The organism is Nocardioides baculatus, assembly GCF_016735675.1.
In the GTDB taxonomy this organism is placed as follows: Bacteria; Actinomycetota; Actinomycetes; order Propionibacteriales; family Nocardioidaceae; genus Nocardioides; species Nocardioides baculatus.
Genome location: NZ_JAERSG010000001.1, coordinates 604,143 through 621,548, shown reverse-complemented (window position 1 = coordinate 621,548; position 17,406 = coordinate 604,143). Strand labels below are relative to the sequence as shown.

The window sequence follows — 17,406 nt, the reverse complement described above, 5'->3', positions numbered from 1 at the left end:
CTCACCGACGCACCGTCAGCCTCACCGTCGCGTCGTCGTAGGCCCGCTTGGTCGCGCGGGCGGTGAAGCTCCCGGGTCGCCTCGCGGAGAACCGGATCGTGCAGCGACCCGCACCGTTGGTGGTGCAGCGCTCGCCGCCCGCCCTCACCTTGGCACGAGCGACGCCGCCGTCGACGTCGGTGACCTTGAGGACCACGGTCTGCGCGCGGCCGCTCGACCACCGACGCGGGCTCGCCCTGAGCGTCAGCTGGGCGGCGACGGAGCGGGCCAGGAGCCGGATCGGATCGCTGTCGTCGGCCGCGACCAGCAGCACCTCCGCGCGCAGGTCGGTCGAGGCCGACACCGAGACGCCGAAGCTGGCGAACAGGTCGGGCAGCATCGTCGGGCGCCTGTCGGTGTCCCACCCGCGCTCGGCCACGCGGGAGGCCCGGGGCTCGTAGCCGATCGGACCGGCCGAGACGACCCACAGGTGGCCGTCGGGGAGCACGGCCAGCTCGGGTGCGCTCGCCCCGTCGTGGCCGCGTACCCGGTGGACCCGGTTGGCCGTGATGTCCCAGAGGACGACCCGGTCGTCCAGCATGTACGCCGCCATCGGACCGACGCCGGGCCGGTTGACGAGCGCCATCGGCTGGCCGGGGTTGGTGAAGCCTCCCGGACCGCGCACCGGCGCTCCGAGGCTCGGCCACACCTGCCGGGCGAAGACGCCGTCGGCGCGGATGCTCTGGTAGACGACCCACACGGCCGACCCGCTGCTGATGAGCGAGGCGGACACCGCGTCCATGTCGGTGAACTCGGAGTTCGTCGTGGTGGGCTCGGCGGCCTCGGGGATCGCGCCGACGTGCCAGTGGAAGCCTCCCGTGTCGCCGTACCCGCCGAGCACGGTGCCGTCGGGCAGGTGGACGAAGGTGCTGCCGCCACCGCTGGCGTCGCTGACCGCGAGCACCTCGCGCGGCACCACCCACGTGGCGCCGCCGTCGGAGGAGACCGCGGAGTAGACGCCGCGGTAGGTGAAGAAGTTGGCGGTGTCGCCGTCGAGCGCGCCGCGGAACGAGACCCGGAGCCGCCCGGCAGCGTCGACCTCGAGGTCGACCGGGGTGCTGAGCTGACCCCACGTGTCCGTGAGCACCCGGGTCGTCGCCCCCTGGCGACCCGACGCGTCGATCGTGGTGTGGAGGTAGTTCGCGCCCGCGCCCTCGTCGATGATCCACACGACGTGCTGGAGACCGTCGCCGGTCCGTACGGTGCTCGCCTGCGCGAAGTTGGGAGACGAGCTCGCCGTGAGGGCGGTCCACGACCTCGCGGTCACCTGCGCGGACGCCAACGCGTTGCCCGGCGGGGCCCCGAGCGTGGCGGTGACGGTGAGGGCGATCAGTGGTGCAGCGAGCTGGTGACGTACGCGCATGGTTCCTCCCGATGGACACGGATCCCGATCGATCCAGAGTCCTCCTCGCGTCGGTGCTTGCCACTCGTGCGAGCACGTGGTCTGGACCGGTCTGGTCCAGCAGCGGGTCGAACCTTGCGGATGCGTGCGATGACCCGGTAGGCGCGCGGGGTTAGGGTCGCCCTCGTGACGATCCTCGACTCAGCACGCGACGGCATGGACCCCGACATCCGTCCCCAGGACGACCTCTTCGGCCACGTCAACGGACGGTGGCTGGAGGACACCGAGATCCCCTCCGACAAGTCGAGCTGGGGCGCGTTCATCGCGCTCGCCGACGCCGCGGAGCAGCAGGTGCGCGACATCATCACCGAGCTCGCCGACCGTCCGGCCGACCAGCTCGACGCCGACGAGCGCAAGATCGGCGACCTCTACGCCTCCTTCATGGACACCGAGACCATCCAGGCCTTGGGGCTCCAGCCGATCGAGGGGCTGCTCGAGCGCGCCCGCTCGATCGCCGACCTCACCGAGCTCGCCGCGTTCCTCGGGATGTTCGAGCGCATCGGCGGCCCCGGCCTCTTCGGCTCCTACATCACGCCCGACCGCGGTGACGCGTCGAAGAACATCGTCTACCTCGCCCAGGGCGGGCTCGGCCTGCCCGACGAGTCCTACTACCGCGACGACAAGTTCGCCGAGATCCGCGCGAAGTACGTCGACTACCTCACCACGCTGCTCACGCTGAGCAAGCACGCCGACCCGGCCGGCGCCGCCGCCCGCGTCCTGGCCTACGAGACCCGCGTCGCCGAGGGTCACTGGGAGGCCGCCGAGACGCGCGACGTGCAGAAGACCACCAACCACAAGTCGCTCGACGAGCTGCGCGAGCTGTGCCCGGCCTTCGACTGGGTCACCTACGTCACCGGTCTCGGCGGCACCGAGGAGACCCTGCGCACGACCATCGTGATGCAGCCAGACTTCTTCTCCCACCTCTCCACGGTGCTCGAGGAGACCCCGATCGAGACGTGGCGCGACGTGATGCACCTGCGCATCGTGCGCAGCTCGGCGCCCTACCTGCCCGACGAGTTCGTCCAGGCCAACTTCGACTTCTACGGCCGCACCCTCAACGGCACCCCCGAGCTGCGCGCCCGTTGGAAGCGCGGCGTCGACTTCGTCGAGGGCGCGATCGGCGAGGCCGTCGGCAAGGTCTACGTCTCGCGCCACTTCCCGCCGACCTCGAAGGCGATGATGGACGAGCTGGTCGCCAACCTCGTCACGGCCTACCGCCGCTCGATCGAGACGCTCGACTGGATGGGCGAGGACACCAAGCAGAAGGCGTACGACAAGCTCGACCGCTTCTACCCCAAGATCGGCTACCCGACGGAGTTCCGCGACTACTCCGCACTCACCGTCTCCGCCACCGACCTGCTGGGCAATGTTAACGCCGCGTCGGCGTTCGAGACCGACCGGCAGCTCGAGAAGGTCGGCCAGCCGGTCGACCGCGACGAGTGGCTGATGCTCCCGCAGACCGTCAACGCCTACTACCACCCGGGCACCAACGAGATCTGCTTCCCGGCCGCGATCCTGCAGCCGCCGTTCTTCAGCCCCGACGCCGAGGAGGCCGAGAACTACGGCGGCATCGGCGCGGTCATCGGCCACGAGCTCGGCCACGGCTTCGACGACCAGGGCGCCCAGTACGACGGCGACGGCAATCTCCACGACTGGTGGACCGCCGCCGACAAGACGGCCTTCGAGGCCAAGTCGCAGGCGCTCGTCAAGCAGTACGACGAGTTCGAGCCGCGCACCCTCCCCGGCGAGCACGTCAACGGCAGCCTCACCGTCGGCGAGAACATCGGCGACCTCGGCGGCCTGACCATCGCCCACAAGGCCTACGTCATCAGCAAGGACGGCAACGCCTCGCTCGACGACCGCCGCACCCTGTTCCTCAACTGGGCCCACGTGTGGCGCACCAAGCGCCGCAAGGAGCAGGAGCTCCAGTACCTCACCATCGACCCCCACAGCCCCGCCGAGTTCCGCGCCAACATCGTGCGCAACCTCGACGAGTTCCACGAGGTCTTCGGCACCGAGCCCGGTGACGGCCTCTGGCTCGAGCCCGAGGGCCGCGTCCGGATCTGGTGATCAGTGGAGCCCCGGGACGCACCTGGCGTCCTGGGGCTCCGCTGTCCGGTGCCTCAGTCCGGGACGTTGGCGCAGACGACGTCGAGGGTGAGGGTGTTGGCGAGGAGCGAGCCCAGCAGTGGCAGCGGGATTCCCACCGTCTGGAACGAGGAGTCGTCGACGCGCGTCACCTGGCTCACCAGGTTGCCGACGGGAGTGGCGAACGAACTCGTGGCGGCGATCGCCTTCTTGCCCGCGGGACAGGCAGCCGTCAACGGGTTCGTCGTCGAGCCCAGCCCGGCCGGGATGGCCAGGGTGTTGGTGATGACCTCGAAGCCGCTGAGCCCCGGAATGCCGGGGAGGCCGGGGAGGCCGGAGCTGCCCGCGGGACCGGCCGGGCCCGCCGGGCCGCGAGCTCCAGTGGCTCCGGTGGCACCCGTACGGCCCTTGAGCTTGGTCTGCGCCTTGGTCGAGAGGTCCTTGACCTTGAGGCTCTTGTTCTTGATGTCCTGGCTGGTGACCGAGTTGTCCTTGATCTGCTTGCCGCTGATCATCAGCGCGGCGGTCGCGCCGGCGCCGGCCGTGGCCAGCAGGGCGATGGCGGCGACGACCACCACCAGTGCGGTGCGGGGCGTGAGCGACATGTGCGATCTCCTGGTGTGAAGCACCCGAGATCGATGTTGACGTCCTGTGGACGTCCGTTGGTGATCGAGAGTAGGGCGAAGCCGGGTCGCGCGCCGGGATTTCGCGGAATCCGCCGGCCGTCGATCGCGGAGTTCCCGATCGCGCGGAGCCGGTAGTTCAATGACTCCGTGACACTGCCCGGCCACGACCAGTCCAGCTCCCGGATCCGCATGGAGTGGGGACCGACCGGCGCCGCGGCCGTCCCCGCCGACTACGCGGTGGTCGTCGACGTGCTGTCCTTCACCACCACGCTGAGCGTCGCGATCGAGCGCGGGATCGAGGTCTTCCCGTTCCGCTGGAAGGACTCACGCGCCACCGAGCACGCGATGCGCCACGGCGCGACCCTCGCGATCGGTCGCTTCGAGGCGCTCTCACGCGGCGACGCGCGCCACGTCTCGCTCTCGCCGGCCAGCCTGTCGGAGGTCGAGGGGATCGAGCGGCTGGTGCTGCCCTCGCCCAACGGCTCGACCATCGCCTTCGCGCTCGCCGACTCCGGGGCGCAGGTCGTGGGTGCCTGCCTCCGCAACGCCGGCGCGGTCGCCCGCTGGCTCGCACCCCGCGTCGCGGACGGCGCCAGCGTCGTCGTCGTACCCGCCGGAGAGCGGTGGTACGACGACACGCTCCGGCCCGCGGTCGAGGACCTCTGGGGTGCGGGGGCGGTCCTCGACGCGCTGGGGAGCGAGGACGAGGTCGCCACCGCCAGCCCGGAGGCGCGAATGGCCGTCGCTGCCTGGCGCGCCGCGCGGTTGCCCGACGACCTGCTCCGGTGCGCCGGCGGGGTCGAGCTGACCGAGGCCGGCTTCGTGGCGGACGTGGAGATCGCCGCGCAGCACGACGTCAGCGAGGTGGTGCCGCTGCTGGTGGGCGAATCCTTCCGGGACGCCACCGAGGTCCGCCCGACGGGGCCGCGGCTGCGTCGGGTCGACGGGTGACCTGACCGATCGCCTCTGGCGACGGGGCACGCGAGTCCCTACTGTGATCGTGGCCACACTCGGGTGGCCACTGTCTCGACAGGACTACTCGATGATTCGCACGTCTCGCCTCGCGGTGCTCGGTGCCGCCCTCGCCGGCCTCGTCACGCCGCTCCTCGTCCAGCCCGCCCAGGCTGCCGCACCGTCCTACGTGGCACTGGGCGACTCCTACGCCTCGGGCACCGGCACCCGCTCCTACATCGCCGACGGCACCAGCTGCCAGCGCTCCACGGCGGCCTACCCCAGCCTCATCGCCGCGGCCCGCGGCTACGCGCTCAACTTCCGCGCGTGCTCGGGCGCGACCGTCGCCGACGTCACCAACACCCAGCTCTCGGCGCTCACCTCGGCGACGAGCTACGTCTCGATCTCGGTCGGCGGCAACGACGCGGGATTCGCCGACGTGCTCACCGAGTGCGCGCAGCCGGGCTGGATGAGCAACTGCGACGGCGCGATCAACACCGCGCAGTCGTTCATCAACAGCACCCTTCCCACGCGGCTGAGCACCCTCTACTCCGGCATCCGCAGCCGCGCGCCGTACGCCAAGGTCGTCGTCGTCGGCTACCCGCGGATCTTCATGGGCGAGGACTGCAACGCCTTCACCTGGTTCTCCCCGGCCGAGGAGTCGCGGCTCAACCAGACCGCCGACCTGCTCAACAGCCGGCTCGCGTCGGCCGCGTCTGCGGCCGGCTTCTCCTTCGCCAACCCGACCAGTCGCTTCATCGGGCACGCCGTGTGCGACGCCGACGAGTGGATCAACGGCCTCTCGAACCCGATCAGCGAGAGCTACCACCCCAAGGCCACCGGTCACGCCGGCGGCTACACGCCGACGGTCAGCCCGCTGCTCACCGGTGCCGCCGTCGCGGTGACCTCGCAGGTGGTGGCCGACTCCGCCGCCAGCGCCGGCAGCCAGGCAGCGCTCCAGCAGCAGTACGCCGACGCGGACCGCACGATCGAGCCGGAGGTCTTCACCGCCCCCGACCTGACCACGCCTGCTGCCCGGAAGGCGGCTCGTCGGGCGGGCGTCGACATCGAGCGCTTCCTGGAGAAGTCCGGGTCGTGACAACCTCCGGGGATGCCGGCACGTCGAGGGGACATGAGTCCTGAGACCGACCTGCTGACCCGGCTCGACCGCGAGCTCGGCGGACTGCCCGTCGTCCCGGCGGAGGCCTACCTCCACGAGGGGCGGCGGGCACGCCGGCGTCGGACGGGCGCGGTGGCGCTGGCGACACCCGTGGCAGCCGCGGCTGCGATCGCCCTCGCCGTCTCGCTCGGCACGGGCGGGAGCGGCAAGGAGGCCTCGCTCGCCCAGGAGCCGACGGCTCCTGGCTCGCCCCCTGCGTCCCCGGCGATCGACTACTCCTACGACCCCGACTTCGTCGCGCCCGAGCCCAACAACGCCCTCGAGGCGCAGGACGGGCTCGCCGGCGTTGACTGGTTCACCACCGACGACATCCCCTCGTGGGCGCAGGAGTACGGCAACCACGGGCCGATCGCGTACGCGCCGGACGGACGGTTGTGGGTGGCGCCGGACGCCACCGTGCAACGCGTCGTGGTGGATCCCTACACCTACGGCGAGCCGGGCTTGGTGAGCTCGATCGCGGTCGAGGCGCTGTGCACCTGCGCACCGGAGGATATGGCGGACGACGTGGTCTGGGTGTGGATCTCGTCGGCGGGCGACGGGGAGATGGACACCCCGGGCGGTCGCACCGACGACTTCGAGCTCTGGGTCGACAGCGTGACTGCCTACCCGCAGGGCCGGCCGTCGGTCTCCGAGCGGTTCGCTCGCTTCGCAGGCGACCGCACGAGCCGGATGGTCGCCGGCGCCCCCGGGGTGCGCCTGCTCCACCAGAAGGCCGACGTGGACCTGGGCTCGGGTCGGGTCACGCACACCCGATCCGGCGCAGCCGAGGTGGAGTACGCCGGGGAGACCTTCTACGTCGTCGGCGTGGACCCGGAGGAAGGCGGGGAGTGGTACCAGTACTGGCCGGGCGACTCCCAGCCCGACTTCGCCTCGTTCCTCACGATGCTGAAGGGCAACTGGACGTGAGGGCCTACGACGCGGACTACGTCGAGTTCGTCGAGGCCCGGCAGGGCGTGCTTCGCCGGATCGCGTACGCCGTCTGCCGCGACGACGCGCGTGCCGAGGACGTGCTCCAGGAGGCGCTGGTCAAGCTCTACCTGGCCTGGCCGCGGGTCGGCGGCAGCGGTCGCGAGGAGGCGTACGCCCGGCGGATCATCGTCAACGCCGACCTCGACCAGCGCCGCCGTCCGTGGCACCGGCGCCGCTCGGCCGTGCCGGTCGAGCTGCTCGACAGCCCGGTGCGCGACGGGGCGGGAGCCGAGGACCGGCTCGAGCTCCTGACCGAGCTCCGTCGCCTGCCCGCGATGCAGCGGCGGACGGTCGTGCTGCGCCACTGGCTGGGCTTCTCGGTCGAGGACACGGCGCGCGAGCTGTCGATCAGCGAGGGCACGGTCAAGAGCCACGCGTCCCGCGGACTCGCGACGCTGCGGGCGCGGATGGGTGAGCAGGTCGGGACCGGCTAGCGACCCCACGTCGTGGAGAGCCCGGGCCGCTCCCGCACGACCGGCTCCAGCGCGTCGAGCAGCGGCTGGAGGCTCTCGAACCGCGCGGTGGTCACCTCGATCTCGATCCGCCCGCCCGATGGCGTGCTGCCCGTGAGCCGGACGTAGTGGTCCCACCGGCCCGGGGTGAGCGGGCCGAGGCTGCCCTCGCATCCCACCTCGACCGAGGTCAGGTCGGCGAGGTCGACGCCGGTCCGGGGCTCGCCGAACCGCGTGGTCTCGACGCGGGTCCCGGACACGCGTACGCCGCTCGTGCCGGCGTCGGCGGCGAGCGCGAGCGGGGCGCCGACGAAGATGAGCGTGCAGCCGATCGCCGTCAGCAGCGCGAGCCCGCGGCGGTCGTGCGTGCTCCGCCACGCCCGCCACGTGCGCCACACCGGCCAGGCGCAGAGGGCGGCCACGAGCAGGCATCCGGCGACGAGCGCCGTGCGGGGCTCGAGCTCGACCCAGGTGCTGGAAGCCTCAGCCGCGCTGGGTGCCACGGCCCCGGCCGAGGTCGGCGACGTACTCCTCGAAGAGCGTGCGGTGGACGTCGTGCGGCAGCAGCTCGGGCCGCCGCGCCACCACGGGCGCGAGCGCGAGGAGCAGCGGGTCGATGCTCTCGACGGTCTGCGCCGTCACCTTGAGGCCCCGCCTCCGGCCGTCGGTCGTCCGCCCGACCAGCGTGACCGCCTTGTTCCAGAACTCCGGGGTCGCCGCTCCGGCCGATCCGTCGACGCTCGGCCGGACCTCGACCAGGTCGTCGAAGGCGAAGGTGCGCACGTCCCGCTCCCCCCGGCGTACGACGACGCGGTCGGGGTGGACGACGATCGTGCGGCCTCGCGAGAACCAGATCGCCCACGCGGGAAGAACCACCATCACCAGGGCGACCGCTGCGGTCAGCAGCGCCCGTTGCGACCCACCCGCCGCCCAGGTGGCCGGGACCAGCACGATCCCGACGACGAGCACCCCGATCGCGAGGTTGCGGACGAGCGGTCGCGGGGTCAGGACGGTGGCCGGTTGGGACGCTCCGAGAGGGCTCTCCATGTTTGCCCACACTAGGGCGGGGAAGATGCTCGGTGCACCACCACACCCCAGGAGGACGAACCCATGAGCTCACGGCTCGACGCCTACCTGGCCGCGATGAACGAGTCGTTCGACGCGGCCGAGGCCCGCATCGACCAGGCGCAGGCCCTGGCCACCACCACCGAGCAGATGCGGGTGGAGGGAGAGTCCACCGACCGGATGGTCACGGTCATCGTCGACGGCACCGGCCAGATGGTCGACGTGCGCTTCGACGACCAGTTCGCCCGGCTCGACGCCGGTCAGCTGGCGCACGGCGTGCTCGAGGCGCACGCGCAGGCCAAGCGCCGGCTGAGCTTCGAGGTCGAGCAGGCCGCCCGTGAGATCTACGGGCCCGACGTGGCCGCCGCGGCCGCGATCACCGGGTCCTACCGCAGCACCTTCGGCTACGAGGAGTACTCCCGATGACCCTCGACGTCTCCCTCTCCGCGATGCGGAGCCACGCCGGCAAGGTCGACGCCCTCAAGGGGCAGGCCGACCGCGCCGTCCAGGCGGCCGACTCGGTCTCCTTCCACCCCAACGCCTACGGCAAGATCGGCGCCGCGCTGGTCTACCCGCTGATCGCGCCCCTCGAGGTAGCCGGCGTCGGCGCCACCCGCGCCGCGAGCGGCTCGCTGGCCGCGACCGCCACCGGCATGCGGGCCGCCGCCGACCTGTTCCAGCTCGTCGACGAGACCGTCGCCGAGCTCAACGAAGCCCTCCAGAAGGGTCTGTCATGAACGACCTCATCGCCCAGGCCGACCGCAACCCGGGCTTCAACGACATGACCGACGGTCTCAAGATGATCGACGGCGCCGCCGACTCCGCCGAGGCCTTCGGTCGCGGCGACTGGATCGAGGGCTCGGTCAACGGGCTCAGCGCCGGGCTCGACATGGTCGGCGCAGTCGTCGACCCGATCGGCACCATCGGGTCGATGTTCGCCGGCTGGCTGATCTCGCACATCGGGCCCGTCCAGGACGCGCTCGACGAGCTGCTGGGCGACCCCGCGACCATCGAGTCCTTCGCCCAGACCTGGCAGAACTGCGCCACGCACCTCGGCGGCCTCGCCGACGACTACCGCTCGGCGGTCGCCGGCGACCTGTCCGGTCTCCGCGGGATGACCATGGACGCCTACCGTGACTTCGCCGAGGTCGAGGAGTCGCTCGTACGCGGCATGGCCAACGTCTGCACCGGCGTCGGCGCCGGCGTCGCCCTCGGCGGCACGGTGCTCGCCGGTGTCCGCGAGTTCATCGTGCAGATCATGTCCGACGCCATCGGCCAGATCATCAAGCTGCTCGCCGAGGCCGCGGCCACCCTCGGCATCATGGCTCCGCACGCCGTCGTCACGGCGGGCAACAAGGCGCGCGAGCTGATCCAGCGCACCCGCACACTGATGACCGACCTGGCCAGGTCGCTCGACCGGTTCGCCGACCTGGTCTCCGACATCTCGCCCGCCCTCGAGAACGCCTCGACCGCACTGGCCAAGGCCTCGCGCTACGCCTCGCAGATGAACGAGACCGAGCTGACCGCCCTCACCCAGCTGATCAAGTCGGCCTCGCAGGTGGACAACTACCGCGATCCACAGCCTGCGTAGCCGGCTGCGCACGCAGTCGGTGGTGGTTGGTAGACAGGGCCCATGAGCACTGCGACCGCCGTCAGCGACGACGTACGACGTTCCGCGCGCGAGGCCGCGGAGGGGCACCTCCGGGCCCTCGTCGGTCCCAGGGACGGGCAGGGTGACGCCGTGCTCCGCGAGGACCAGTGGGCCGCCATCGAGGCGCTCGCCGTCGACGCACGCCGCGCACTCGTGGTCCAGCGCACCGGGTGGGGCAAGTCGGCGGTCTACTTCGTCGCGACCAAGCTGCTGCGCGAGGCGGGCGCCGGACCGACCGTCATCGTCAGCCCGCTCCTCGCGCTGATGCGCAACCAGATCGCCGCCGCCGAGCGCGCCGGCATCCGCGCGGTCACGATCAACTCCACCAACATCGACCAGTGGCAGCCGATCCAGGACCAGATCCAGGCCGGCGAGGTCGACGTCCTGCTCGTCAGTCCGGAGCGGCTCAACAACCCCGGCTTCCGCGACGAGGTGCTGCCCCGGCTCGCCGCGACCTGTGGCCTGCTGGTGGTCGACGAGGCCCACTGCATCTCCGACTGGGGCCACGACTTCCGCCCCGACTACCGCCGGCTCCGCACGCTCCTCGCCGAGCTGCCGGCGGGGATCCCGGTGCTGGCGACCACCGCGACGGCCAACGCGCGGGTGACCGCCGACGTCGCCGAGCAGCTGGGCGTGCACGCACCGTCTGCGTCGGTCGAGGAGGGTGACCAGCGCCCGTCGCGAGAGTCCTCCGACGAGGTGCTGGTCCAGCGCGGCACCCTCGACCGTGAGTCGCTGCGGCTCGGGGTGGTGCAGCTGAAGACACCGCAGCAACGACTCGCGTGGCTCGCCGACCACCTCGCCGAGCAGCCGGGCTCCGGCATCGTCTACTGCCTCACCGTCGCCGCCACCCAGGAGGTCGCGGGCTACCTCCGCGACCGCGGCCTCGAGGTCGCGGCCTACTCCGGCCAGACCGATCCCGACGAGCGGCACGCCCTCGAGCAGGCGCTCGTCGACGGCCGGGTCAAGGCCCTCATCGCGACGAGCGCGCTGGGCATGGGCTTCGACGCGAGCCTCGGGTTCGTGATCAACCTCGGGGCCCCGCAGTCGCCGGTGGCCTACTACCAGCAGGTCGGTCGTGCCGGCCGCGGCACCGACGACGCCACCGTCGTGCTGCTCCCGCAGATCGAGGACCGCGACATCTGGGCCTACTTCGCCTCCCTCGGCTTCCCGCGCGAGGAGCAGGTCCGCGAGACCCTGGCTGCCCTCGCCGAGTCCGACCGTCCGATGTCCACCGCCACCCTCGAGACGCGCGTCGAGCTCGGCCGCAACCGGCTCGAGTCGATGCTCAAGGTGCTCGACGTCGACGGCGCCGTCCAGCGGGTGCAGGGCGGGTGGGTGGCCACCGGTCGGTCGTGGGACTACGACGCCGAGCGCTACGCCCGGGTCTCGGAGGCGCGCGAGCGCGAGCAGCAGGCGATGCTCGACTACCTGAGGACCGACCGGTGCCGGATGCGGTTCCTGCGCGAGCAGCTCGACGATCCCGAGGCAGGCGACTGCGGCCGCTGCGACAACTGCGGCGGCCTCACCCTCAGCACCGACGTGAGCGAGGCGTCGGTGGCCGAGGCCGGCGAGCGGCTCGCGCGCCCCGGTGTGGTCGTCGAGCCCCGCAAGATGTGGCCCACTGCGCTCGCCCACCTCGGGCTCGACCTCAAGGGCAAGATCGCCGAGGGCGCCGCGCCCGGTCGCGCGGTCGCCCGGCTCACCGACCTCGGCCACGGGCAGGCGCTCCGCGCGCTGTTCCGTGAGGACACCCCCGACGGCCCCGTGCCGCCGCCGCTCGCGCAGGCGGTGATGGAGGTGATGAAGGACTGGGCGCCCGAGTGGGAGTCGCGTCCCGATGCCATCGTGGTGGTCGAGTCCGCGACCCGGCCGACCCTCACCCGCGACCTGGCCGAGGGACTGTCCCGCGTGATGCAGGTGCCGATCGTCGGCACCTGGGCGATCCGCGACCACTCCGTCCCGCCCCGCGCCGGCCAGACCAACTCGGCACAGCGCGTCGCCGCCACCCGCCGCCGGGGCGGGCTCGACGCCGAGGTGCCGCCCGGCGCGACCGTGCTGCTGGTCGATGACCAGGTCGCCACCGGGTGGACGCTGACGGTCGCGGCCGCCGCGATCCGCGACGCCGGCGCGAGCGCCGTGCTCCCGCTGGTCCTCGCCACCCAGGGCTGACGCTCACGACCCGTCGTCGAGCCTCCTCCGGTGCAGCCGGGTCGTCAGCAACCGGCGCTCGGCATCGTTGGTGGTGAGCTCGAGGGCCCGGCGGTTCGCGGCCGCGGCCTCGTCGTGTCGACCGAGGTCGCTCAGCAGCTGCGCCCGGGTGGCGTGGAACAGGTGGTAGTCGGCCAGTGGCGCGGCCAGACCGTCGAGCTGCCGGAGCGATTCGGCCGGCCCGAGCACCTGCGCCTGCGCGACCGCCTGGTTGAGCCGCACGACGGGCGAGGGGTCGAAGCGGGCCAACTCGTCGTAGAGGAGGGCGATCTGGAGCCAGTCGGTGTCGGCCCAGCTCGCGCCGGTGGCGTGCACCGCCGCGATCGCTGCCTGCAGCTGGTAGGGCCCCGGGCGACGCAGCGCGGCCGCCCGCTCGATCAGCCGCTCTCCCTCGGCGATCGCCGCCGCGTCCCAGAGCCCGCGGTCCTGGTCGCGCAGCAGCACGAGGTCGCCGTCGACGAAGCGTGCCCGGCTGCGCGCGTGCTGGATCGTCAGCAGCGCGGCGAGTCCCCACGCCTCGGCCTCGCGGGGCAGCGCGGTGGCGACGACACCCGCGAGCCAGACGGCATCGGCGGCGAGGTCACGGTCCTGGGTCGCGCCGGTCGAGGAGACGAACCCCTCGTTGAACATCACGTAGACCACCGCCAGCACGTCGCCGAGGCGCTCGGTGAGCTCGGACTCGGCCGGCACGGCCAGCGAGATGCGGGCCGAGACGATCTTGCGCTTCGCGCGCACGATGCGCTGGGCGAGCGTGCTCTCGTGCACGAGGAACGCCCGCGCGATCTGCGGGGTGGTCAGACCGACGACGGCGCGGAGGGTGAGCGCCAGCCGGGCCTCCGGTGCGATCGCCGGGTGGCAGCAGGCGAAGAGGAGGGCGAGCCGCTCGTCGGTGTCGCGCGCCCCCTGGTCGGGAAGGCGTACGTCGGCGCGTGCCGCGAGTGCCCGCTGCCGGTCGCGCAGCCGCATCCCGTCCATCGCGTTCCGGTCGGCGGCGACCTGGAGCCAGGCGCCCGGCCGCTGCGGAGGACCGTCGCGCCGCCAGGCCGACAGTGCCTCGACGACCGCGCCCTGCACGGCCTCCTCGGCCAGGTCGAAGTCGCCGAACCTCCGCGAGAGCCGAGCCACCAGCGGGCCGGCCTCCTCGCGCAGCGTGCGCGCGAGGAGGTCGTCCGAGCTGCTGCTGCTCATCCGGTCGTCCGTCATCCCTCCATGTGCGAGTAGTCCTCGACCATGGGGCGGATCTCGACGGCGACGCCCGGCAGGTCGAGCAGCGGCCAGGTCTTCACGACGGCGATGGCGGCGTCCATGTCGGCCACGTCGATGACGCTGAACCCGCCGATCACCTCCTTGGCCTCGTTGAAGGGACCGTCGACGACGACTGCGCCGTCGGCGGCGTGCCGGACGGTGGTCGCGGTCTCGACGCCGAGCAGCTCGGCGCCCGAGTCGGCCATCACGCCGGCGTTCTCGCCGAACCACTCGTAGACGCGCTTGTAGATCGCCTGGGCGGCCTCGGGGTCGGTGCCCGCGTCCAGGTCGGGACGGGAGGTGTACATCAGGACGTACTTCATGGTGGTGCCTCTCTGCTGCGGCCCCGCCGGTCGGGGTCGTTCACCACCCCGTCGCCGCCCGGTGCCGGAAATCGACAGCCTGCGCAGACTTTCCTGCCGACATCATGCTCGCCACCGGGGTCAGCCGTCAGGTGTGCTCGACGTCGGGAGCGACTCGGCCCGCCCTCCACGCAGGAGGACGGGCCGCTCGGTCGTGCACGTGGTGCGGGTCAGTGACCCATCATCGCCGTCGGGTCCACCGGGGCGACCTTCCTGCGCGGCAGGAAGGCGGCCGGGACCAGGCAGCACGCCACCAGGATCGTGGCGACGATGAAGACCGTCGCGAACGAGTCGGCCAGCTCGACCTTGCCGGATGCGGCGAAGCCGGTGAACTGGTCGACGGTCAGGCCGAGCTTGTCGGCGATCCCGGCGAGGACGTCCTGGTCACCCTCGGCCGAGCGTGCGGCGAGGTAGGCACCCGCCGTGTCGCTGCCCTTGATCTGGTTGGTGAGGATCACCGAGAACAGGGCCGTGCCGATCGAGGCCGCGACCTGCTGGGTGATGTTGAGCAGCGTCGAGCCGCGGGCCACGTTGTGCGCGGTCAGCGTCGCGAGCGCCGCGGTCATGATCGGCATCATCGTGCCGCCCATGCCGAGACCCATGATGAAGAGCGCCCCGAGGATGTAGGTGTAGGAGGTGTCCGCACCGATCTGGGTGAACATCGCCATGCCGACCGTGATCACCGTGATGCCGGCGAGGACGATCTTCCCGGGCCCGATCCTGTCGGCCAGGATGCCGGCGATCGGCATCGTGATCATCGCGCCGACGCCCTGCGGCGCGAGCAGCAGGCCGGCGCCGAGCGCGTCCTCGCCACGGACCTGGATGAAGTAGAGCGGGAACAGCAAGGACGCACCGAAGAACGCGATCGCGAAGAGCATCATCGCGATGATGGCGACCGTCATGTTCCTGTTGGTGAACAGGCGCAGCTCGACCAGCGGGTGGATGTTGCGGCGGTTGAGCGCCCACGGCACGAACGCGACGATCAGCGCGATGCCCAGGACGGCCGGCAGCCAGACCTCGGTGGCCGACACGGATCCGTGCTCGGGGATCGAGCTCACGCCGTAGAGGAAGGCCGCGAGGCCGGGGGACAGCAGCACCATGCCCAGCCAGTCGAAGGTCTCGGACGGCTCGACCTCGTCCTTCGGCAGCACGATCCAGGCGTAGACGATCGCGGCGATGCCGATGGGCAGGTTGATCAGGAAGATCCAGTGCCAGGAGGCGCTGTCGATCAGGGCGCCACCGAGGATCGGGCCGAAGATCGGGCCGAGCAGCATCGGGATGCCGAGCACGGCCATCACGCGACCGACGCGCTCCGGGCCGGCGGCGCGGGTCAGGATCGTCATGCCGAGCGGCATCAGCATGCCGCCGCCGAGGCCCTGCAGGACCCGGTAGAGGACCAGCAGCTCGAGCGAGGACGCGGTCGCGCACAGCACGGAGCCAGCGGTGAACAGGAGGACGGCCAAGAGGTAGAGCCGCTTGGTGCCGAAGCGGTCGGCGGCCCAGCCGGTGAGCGGGATGACGCTGGCGAGCGCCAGGGTGTAGCCGGTCATCGTCCACGCGACCTCGGCGGCGGTCGCGTCGAACTCGCGCTGGAAGGTCTCGAGCGCGACGGAGACGACCGTGATGTCGAGGATGGACATGATGGCGCCGAGGACGACCACACCGGCCACCATCAGGACGCTCTTGTCGAGCTTGTCGGAGCTGCCGGGCTGCGTCTCGCCGGGCTGGAGCTGCGTGTCGGTCACCCGCCAAGATTATTGGTTGCCACGGACAACGAACCAATCCTTTTGCCGACCCGGCAGGGTGCGCTGCGTCACCCCTCCCTCGCCCGGCGGGGTGGACGTCGTCCGGGCGCTGCTCCCGGTGCCAGGCCGGGCCGGAGTGACGCGCGTCCGTCGTACCGGGCACGCCACCCAGCGGGCAGTTCAGCTGCGGACGCCGTCGAGGTCCTCGATCCGGGCCAGGCTGGGGCCGCGTACGGCCTGGATGCGCCGGGCGGCGTCCTCCACCTCGCGCATCACGCGGAGGGTGTTGCGGCAGGTCAGCCTCGCGAGGTCGTCGGCGGACCAGCCGCGGTCCGCGAGCGCGGACAGCAGGGCGGGGTAGGTCGAGACGTCCTCGAGCCCGGTGGGCAGCACCTCGACGCCGTCGTAGTCGCCGCCCAGCCCGATGTGGTCGATGCCGGCGACCTCGCGCACGTGCTCGCAGTGCGCGACGACGTCGGCGAGGGTCGCGGTGGGGACGGGGTGGTCGACGACCCAGGCCTCCTCGAACGCCGCGAACCGTACGCCGTCGGACTCCAGGATCCCCTCGGCCTCGGCCGCCGCGACCGTCTCGCGGTGCGCGTCGGCGCAGGCGGCGTTCACGAACTTCGGCACGAAGGTCACCATGCAGACGCCGCCTCCCGCGGCCATCCGCTCGAGCACGTCGTCGGGCGCGTTGCGCCGGCTGTCGGTGACCGCGCGGGCCGAGCTGTGGCTGAAGATCACCGGCGCCTCGGCGACCTCGAGCGCGTCGCGCATCGTGTCGGCCGAGACGTGGGAGAGGTCGACCATCATCCCGATCCGGTTCATCTCGCGCACGACCTCGCGGCCGAAGGCCGTCAGGCCGCCGACGGCCGGCCGGTCCGTCGCGGAGTCGGCCCACGGGGTGTTCGCGTTGTGGGTGAGCGTCATGTAGCGGACGCCCAGCTCGTGCAGCCGGCGCAGCGTGCCCAGCGAGCAGTTGATCGAGTGCCCGCCCTCGGCCCCCGTCAGCGACGCCATCCGGCCCGACGCCCAGGCCGCCTCGACCTCGTCGGCGGTGGTCGCCCACGCCAGCTGGTCGGCGTACGAGCTGGTCAGGTGGCGGGCCGCGTCGACCTGCTCCAGGGTCGCGCTGACCGCGTCGTCGCCGGTGAGCCGGCACGGGACGTAGACCGACCAGAACTGCGCGCCCATCCCGCCGGCGCGCATCCGCGGCAGGTCCGTGTGGGTGGGGGTCCCGCCGGTGCCGACGTCGAGCCGCGTGAAGTCGTACGCCACCTGGGCGCGCGCCTCCCACAACAGGTCGTTGTGCCCGTCGATCACCGGGTGGTCCGCGAGCAGCGCCGAGAGGTCCAGTTCCGAGGTCATGGTGCTCGACCGTAGCGGTCGGGAACTCCCTGTCGGTCCGAGGCGTTAGCGT

The 17,406-nt window shown here is 71.9% G+C and carries 17 protein-coding genes; 9 read left to right on the top strand and 8 right to left on the bottom strand.

The window, feature by feature from the left end; all coding sequences use genetic code 11:
• Window position 1 precedes the first annotated feature (1 nt).
• Window positions 2-1,402, bottom strand: coding sequence for a hypothetical protein (locus JI751_RS03010; protein ID WP_201933212.1), 1,401 nt, complete (start codon window positions 1,400-1,402; stop codon window positions 2-4).
• A 165-nt stretch (window positions 1,403-1,567) separates the two neighbouring features.
• On the opposite strand from JI751_RS03010, the gene JI751_RS03005 reads away from it, so the two are divergent.
• The gene (locus JI751_RS03005) at window positions 1,568-3,511 is read left to right on the top strand and encodes a M13 family metallopeptidase (protein WP_201933209.1); all 1,944 of its coding nucleotides are present in this window, start codon (window positions 1,568-1,570) and stop codon (window positions 3,509-3,511) included.
• Between the two features lie 53 nt (window positions 3,512-3,564).
• On the opposite strand, the gene JI751_RS03000 is transcribed toward JI751_RS03005, so the two are convergent.
• Window positions 3,565-4,134, bottom strand: coding sequence for a hypothetical protein (locus JI751_RS03000; protein WP_201933206.1), 570 nt, complete (start codon window positions 4,132-4,134; stop codon window positions 3,565-3,567).
• 168 nt (window positions 4,135-4,302) lie between these two features.
• Between JI751_RS03000 and JI751_RS02995 the strand changes: the two genes are divergently transcribed.
• The 4 genes from JI751_RS02995 (at window position 4,303) to JI751_RS02980 (ending at window position 7,689) form a co-directional block, all read left to right on the top strand.
• Window positions 4,303-5,106, top strand: coding sequence for a 2-phosphosulfolactate phosphatase (locus JI751_RS02995; protein ID WP_307813749.1), 804 nt, complete (start codon window positions 4,303-4,305; stop codon window positions 5,104-5,106).
• Between the two features lie 91 nt (window positions 5,107-5,197).
• Entirely contained in the window at window positions 5,198-6,205 is a 1,008-nt protein-coding gene (locus JI751_RS02990; RefSeq protein WP_201933203.1) for a GDSL-type esterase/lipase family protein, read from the top strand.
• A gap of 33 nt (window positions 6,206-6,238) precedes the next feature.
• A complete protein-coding gene (locus JI751_RS02985) occupies window positions 6,239-7,192 on the top strand; it encodes a hypothetical protein (protein ID WP_201933202.1) in 954 nt (317 codons plus the stop codon).
• Complete coding sequence (locus JI751_RS02980; protein ID WP_307813745.1) at window positions 7,189-7,689, top strand: sigma-70 family RNA polymerase sigma factor; 501 nt, start codon at window positions 7,189-7,191, stop codon at window positions 7,687-7,689. The genes JI751_RS02985 and JI751_RS02980 overlap by 4 nt, the downstream gene beginning before the upstream one ends.
• Here the strand turns inward: JI751_RS02980 and JI751_RS02975 are convergent.
• Both JI751_RS02975 and JI751_RS02970 read right to left on the bottom strand, forming a co-directional pair.
• Window positions 7,686-8,210 (bottom strand): hypothetical protein, encoded by a 525-nt coding sequence (locus JI751_RS02975; protein WP_201933201.1) that lies wholly within the window; start codon window positions 8,208-8,210, stop codon window positions 7,686-7,688. The two genes, JI751_RS02980 and JI751_RS02975, sit on opposite strands and share 4 nt — an antisense overlap.
• The gene (locus JI751_RS02970) at window positions 8,191-8,754 is read right to left on the bottom strand and encodes a hypothetical protein (RefSeq protein ID WP_201933200.1); all 564 of its coding nucleotides are present in this window, start codon (window positions 8,752-8,754) and stop codon (window positions 8,191-8,193) included. The genes JI751_RS02975 and JI751_RS02970 overlap by 20 nt, the downstream gene beginning before the upstream one ends.
• A gap of 63 nt (window positions 8,755-8,817) precedes the next feature.
• Between JI751_RS02970 and JI751_RS02965 the strand changes: the two genes are divergently transcribed.
• From JI751_RS02965 to JI751_RS02950, 4 genes are read left to right on the top strand one after another with little or no spacing between them, the layout of a single operon-like run.
• Entirely contained in the window at window positions 8,818-9,198 is a 381-nt protein-coding gene (locus tag JI751_RS02965) for a YbaB/EbfC family nucleoid-associated protein (protein ID WP_201933198.1), read from the top strand.
• A complete protein-coding gene (locus tag JI751_RS02960) occupies window positions 9,195-9,509 on the top strand; it encodes a type VII secretion target (protein WP_201933190.1) in 315 nt (104 codons plus the stop codon). Before JI751_RS02965 ends, JI751_RS02960 begins: the two co-directional genes overlap by 4 nt.
• A complete protein-coding gene (locus JI751_RS02955) occupies window positions 9,506-10,363 on the top strand; it encodes a hypothetical protein (protein WP_201933187.1) in 858 nt (285 codons plus the stop codon). Before JI751_RS02960 ends, JI751_RS02955 begins: the two co-directional genes overlap by 4 nt.
• 42 nt (window positions 10,364-10,405) lie before the next feature.
• Entirely contained in the window at window positions 10,406-12,595 is a 2,190-nt protein-coding gene (locus JI751_RS02950; protein ID WP_201933185.1) for a RecQ family ATP-dependent DNA helicase, read from the top strand.
• Window positions 12,596-12,598: 3 nt separating this feature from the next.
• On the opposite strand, the gene JI751_RS02945 is transcribed toward JI751_RS02950, so the two are convergent.
• The 4 genes from JI751_RS02945 to JI751_RS02930 all read right to left on the bottom strand — a co-directional run bounded on the left by JI751_RS02945 (window position 12,599) and on the right by JI751_RS02930 (window position 17,354).
• Window positions 12,599-13,822, bottom strand: coding sequence for an RNA polymerase sigma factor (locus JI751_RS02945; protein ID WP_201933184.1), 1,224 nt, complete (start codon window positions 13,820-13,822; stop codon window positions 12,599-12,601).
• An 11-nt stretch (window positions 13,823-13,833) separates the two neighbouring features.
• Entirely contained in the window at window positions 13,834-14,202 is a 369-nt protein-coding gene (locus JI751_RS02940; RefSeq protein ID WP_201933183.1) for a YciI family protein, read from the bottom strand.
• A gap of 209 nt (window positions 14,203-14,411) precedes the next feature.
• On the bottom strand, window positions 14,412-15,914 hold the full coding sequence (locus JI751_RS02935; RefSeq protein WP_201934533.1) for a DHA2 family efflux MFS transporter permease subunit: 1,503 nt from the start codon (window positions 15,912-15,914) through the stop codon (window positions 14,412-14,414).
• A gap of 252 nt (window positions 15,915-16,166) precedes the next feature.
• On the bottom strand, window positions 16,167-17,354 hold the full coding sequence (locus JI751_RS02930) for a dipeptidase (protein ID WP_201933182.1): 1,188 nt from the start codon (window positions 17,352-17,354) through the stop codon (window positions 16,167-16,169).
• Between the last annotated feature and the right edge of the window lie 52 nt (window positions 17,355-17,406).

Coding starts and splice junctions, on each gene's coding strand:
- JI751_RS02970 (WP_201933200.1), bottom strand. CDS start 8,754: ATGGAGAGCCCTCTCGGAGCGTCCCAACCGGCCACCGTCCTGACCCCG.
- JI751_RS02965 (WP_201933198.1), top strand. CDS start 8,818: ATGAGCTCACGGCTCGACGCCTACCTGGCCGCGATGAACGAGTCGTTC.
- JI751_RS02950 (WP_201933185.1), top strand. CDS start 10,406: ATGAGCACTGCGACCGCCGTCAGCGACGACGTACGACGTTCCGCGCGC.
- JI751_RS02955 (WP_201933187.1), top strand. CDS start 9,506: ATGAACGACCTCATCGCCCAGGCCGACCGCAACCCGGGCTTCAACGAC.
- JI751_RS03000 (WP_201933206.1), bottom strand. CDS start 4,134: ATGTCGCTCACGCCCCGCACCGCACTGGTGGTGGTCGTCGCCGCCATC.
- JI751_RS02935 (WP_201934533.1), bottom strand. CDS start 15,914: ATGGTGGCCGGTGTGGTCGTCCTCGGCGCCATCATGTCCATCCTCGAC.
- JI751_RS02930 (WP_201933182.1), bottom strand. CDS start 17,354: ATGACCTCGGAACTGGACCTCTCGGCGCTGCTCGCGGACCACCCGGTG.
- JI751_RS02960 (WP_201933190.1), top strand. CDS start 9,195: ATGACCCTCGACGTCTCCCTCTCCGCGATGCGGAGCCACGCCGGCAAG.
- JI751_RS02990 (WP_201933203.1), top strand. CDS start 5,198: ATGATTCGCACGTCTCGCCTCGCGGTGCTCGGTGCCGCCCTCGCCGGC.
- JI751_RS02940 (WP_201933183.1), bottom strand. CDS start 14,202: ATGAAGTACGTCCTGATGTACACCTCCCGTCCCGACCTGGACGCGGGC.
- JI751_RS02985 (WP_201933202.1), top strand. CDS start 6,239: ATGAGTCCTGAGACCGACCTGCTGACCCGGCTCGACCGCGAGCTCGGC.
- JI751_RS02945 (WP_201933184.1), bottom strand. CDS start 13,822: ATGAGCAGCAGCAGCTCGGACGACCTCCTCGCGCGCACGCTGCGCGAG.
- JI751_RS03010 (WP_201933212.1), bottom strand. CDS start 1,402: ATGCGCGTACGTCACCAGCTCGCTGCACCACTGATCGCCCTCACCGTC.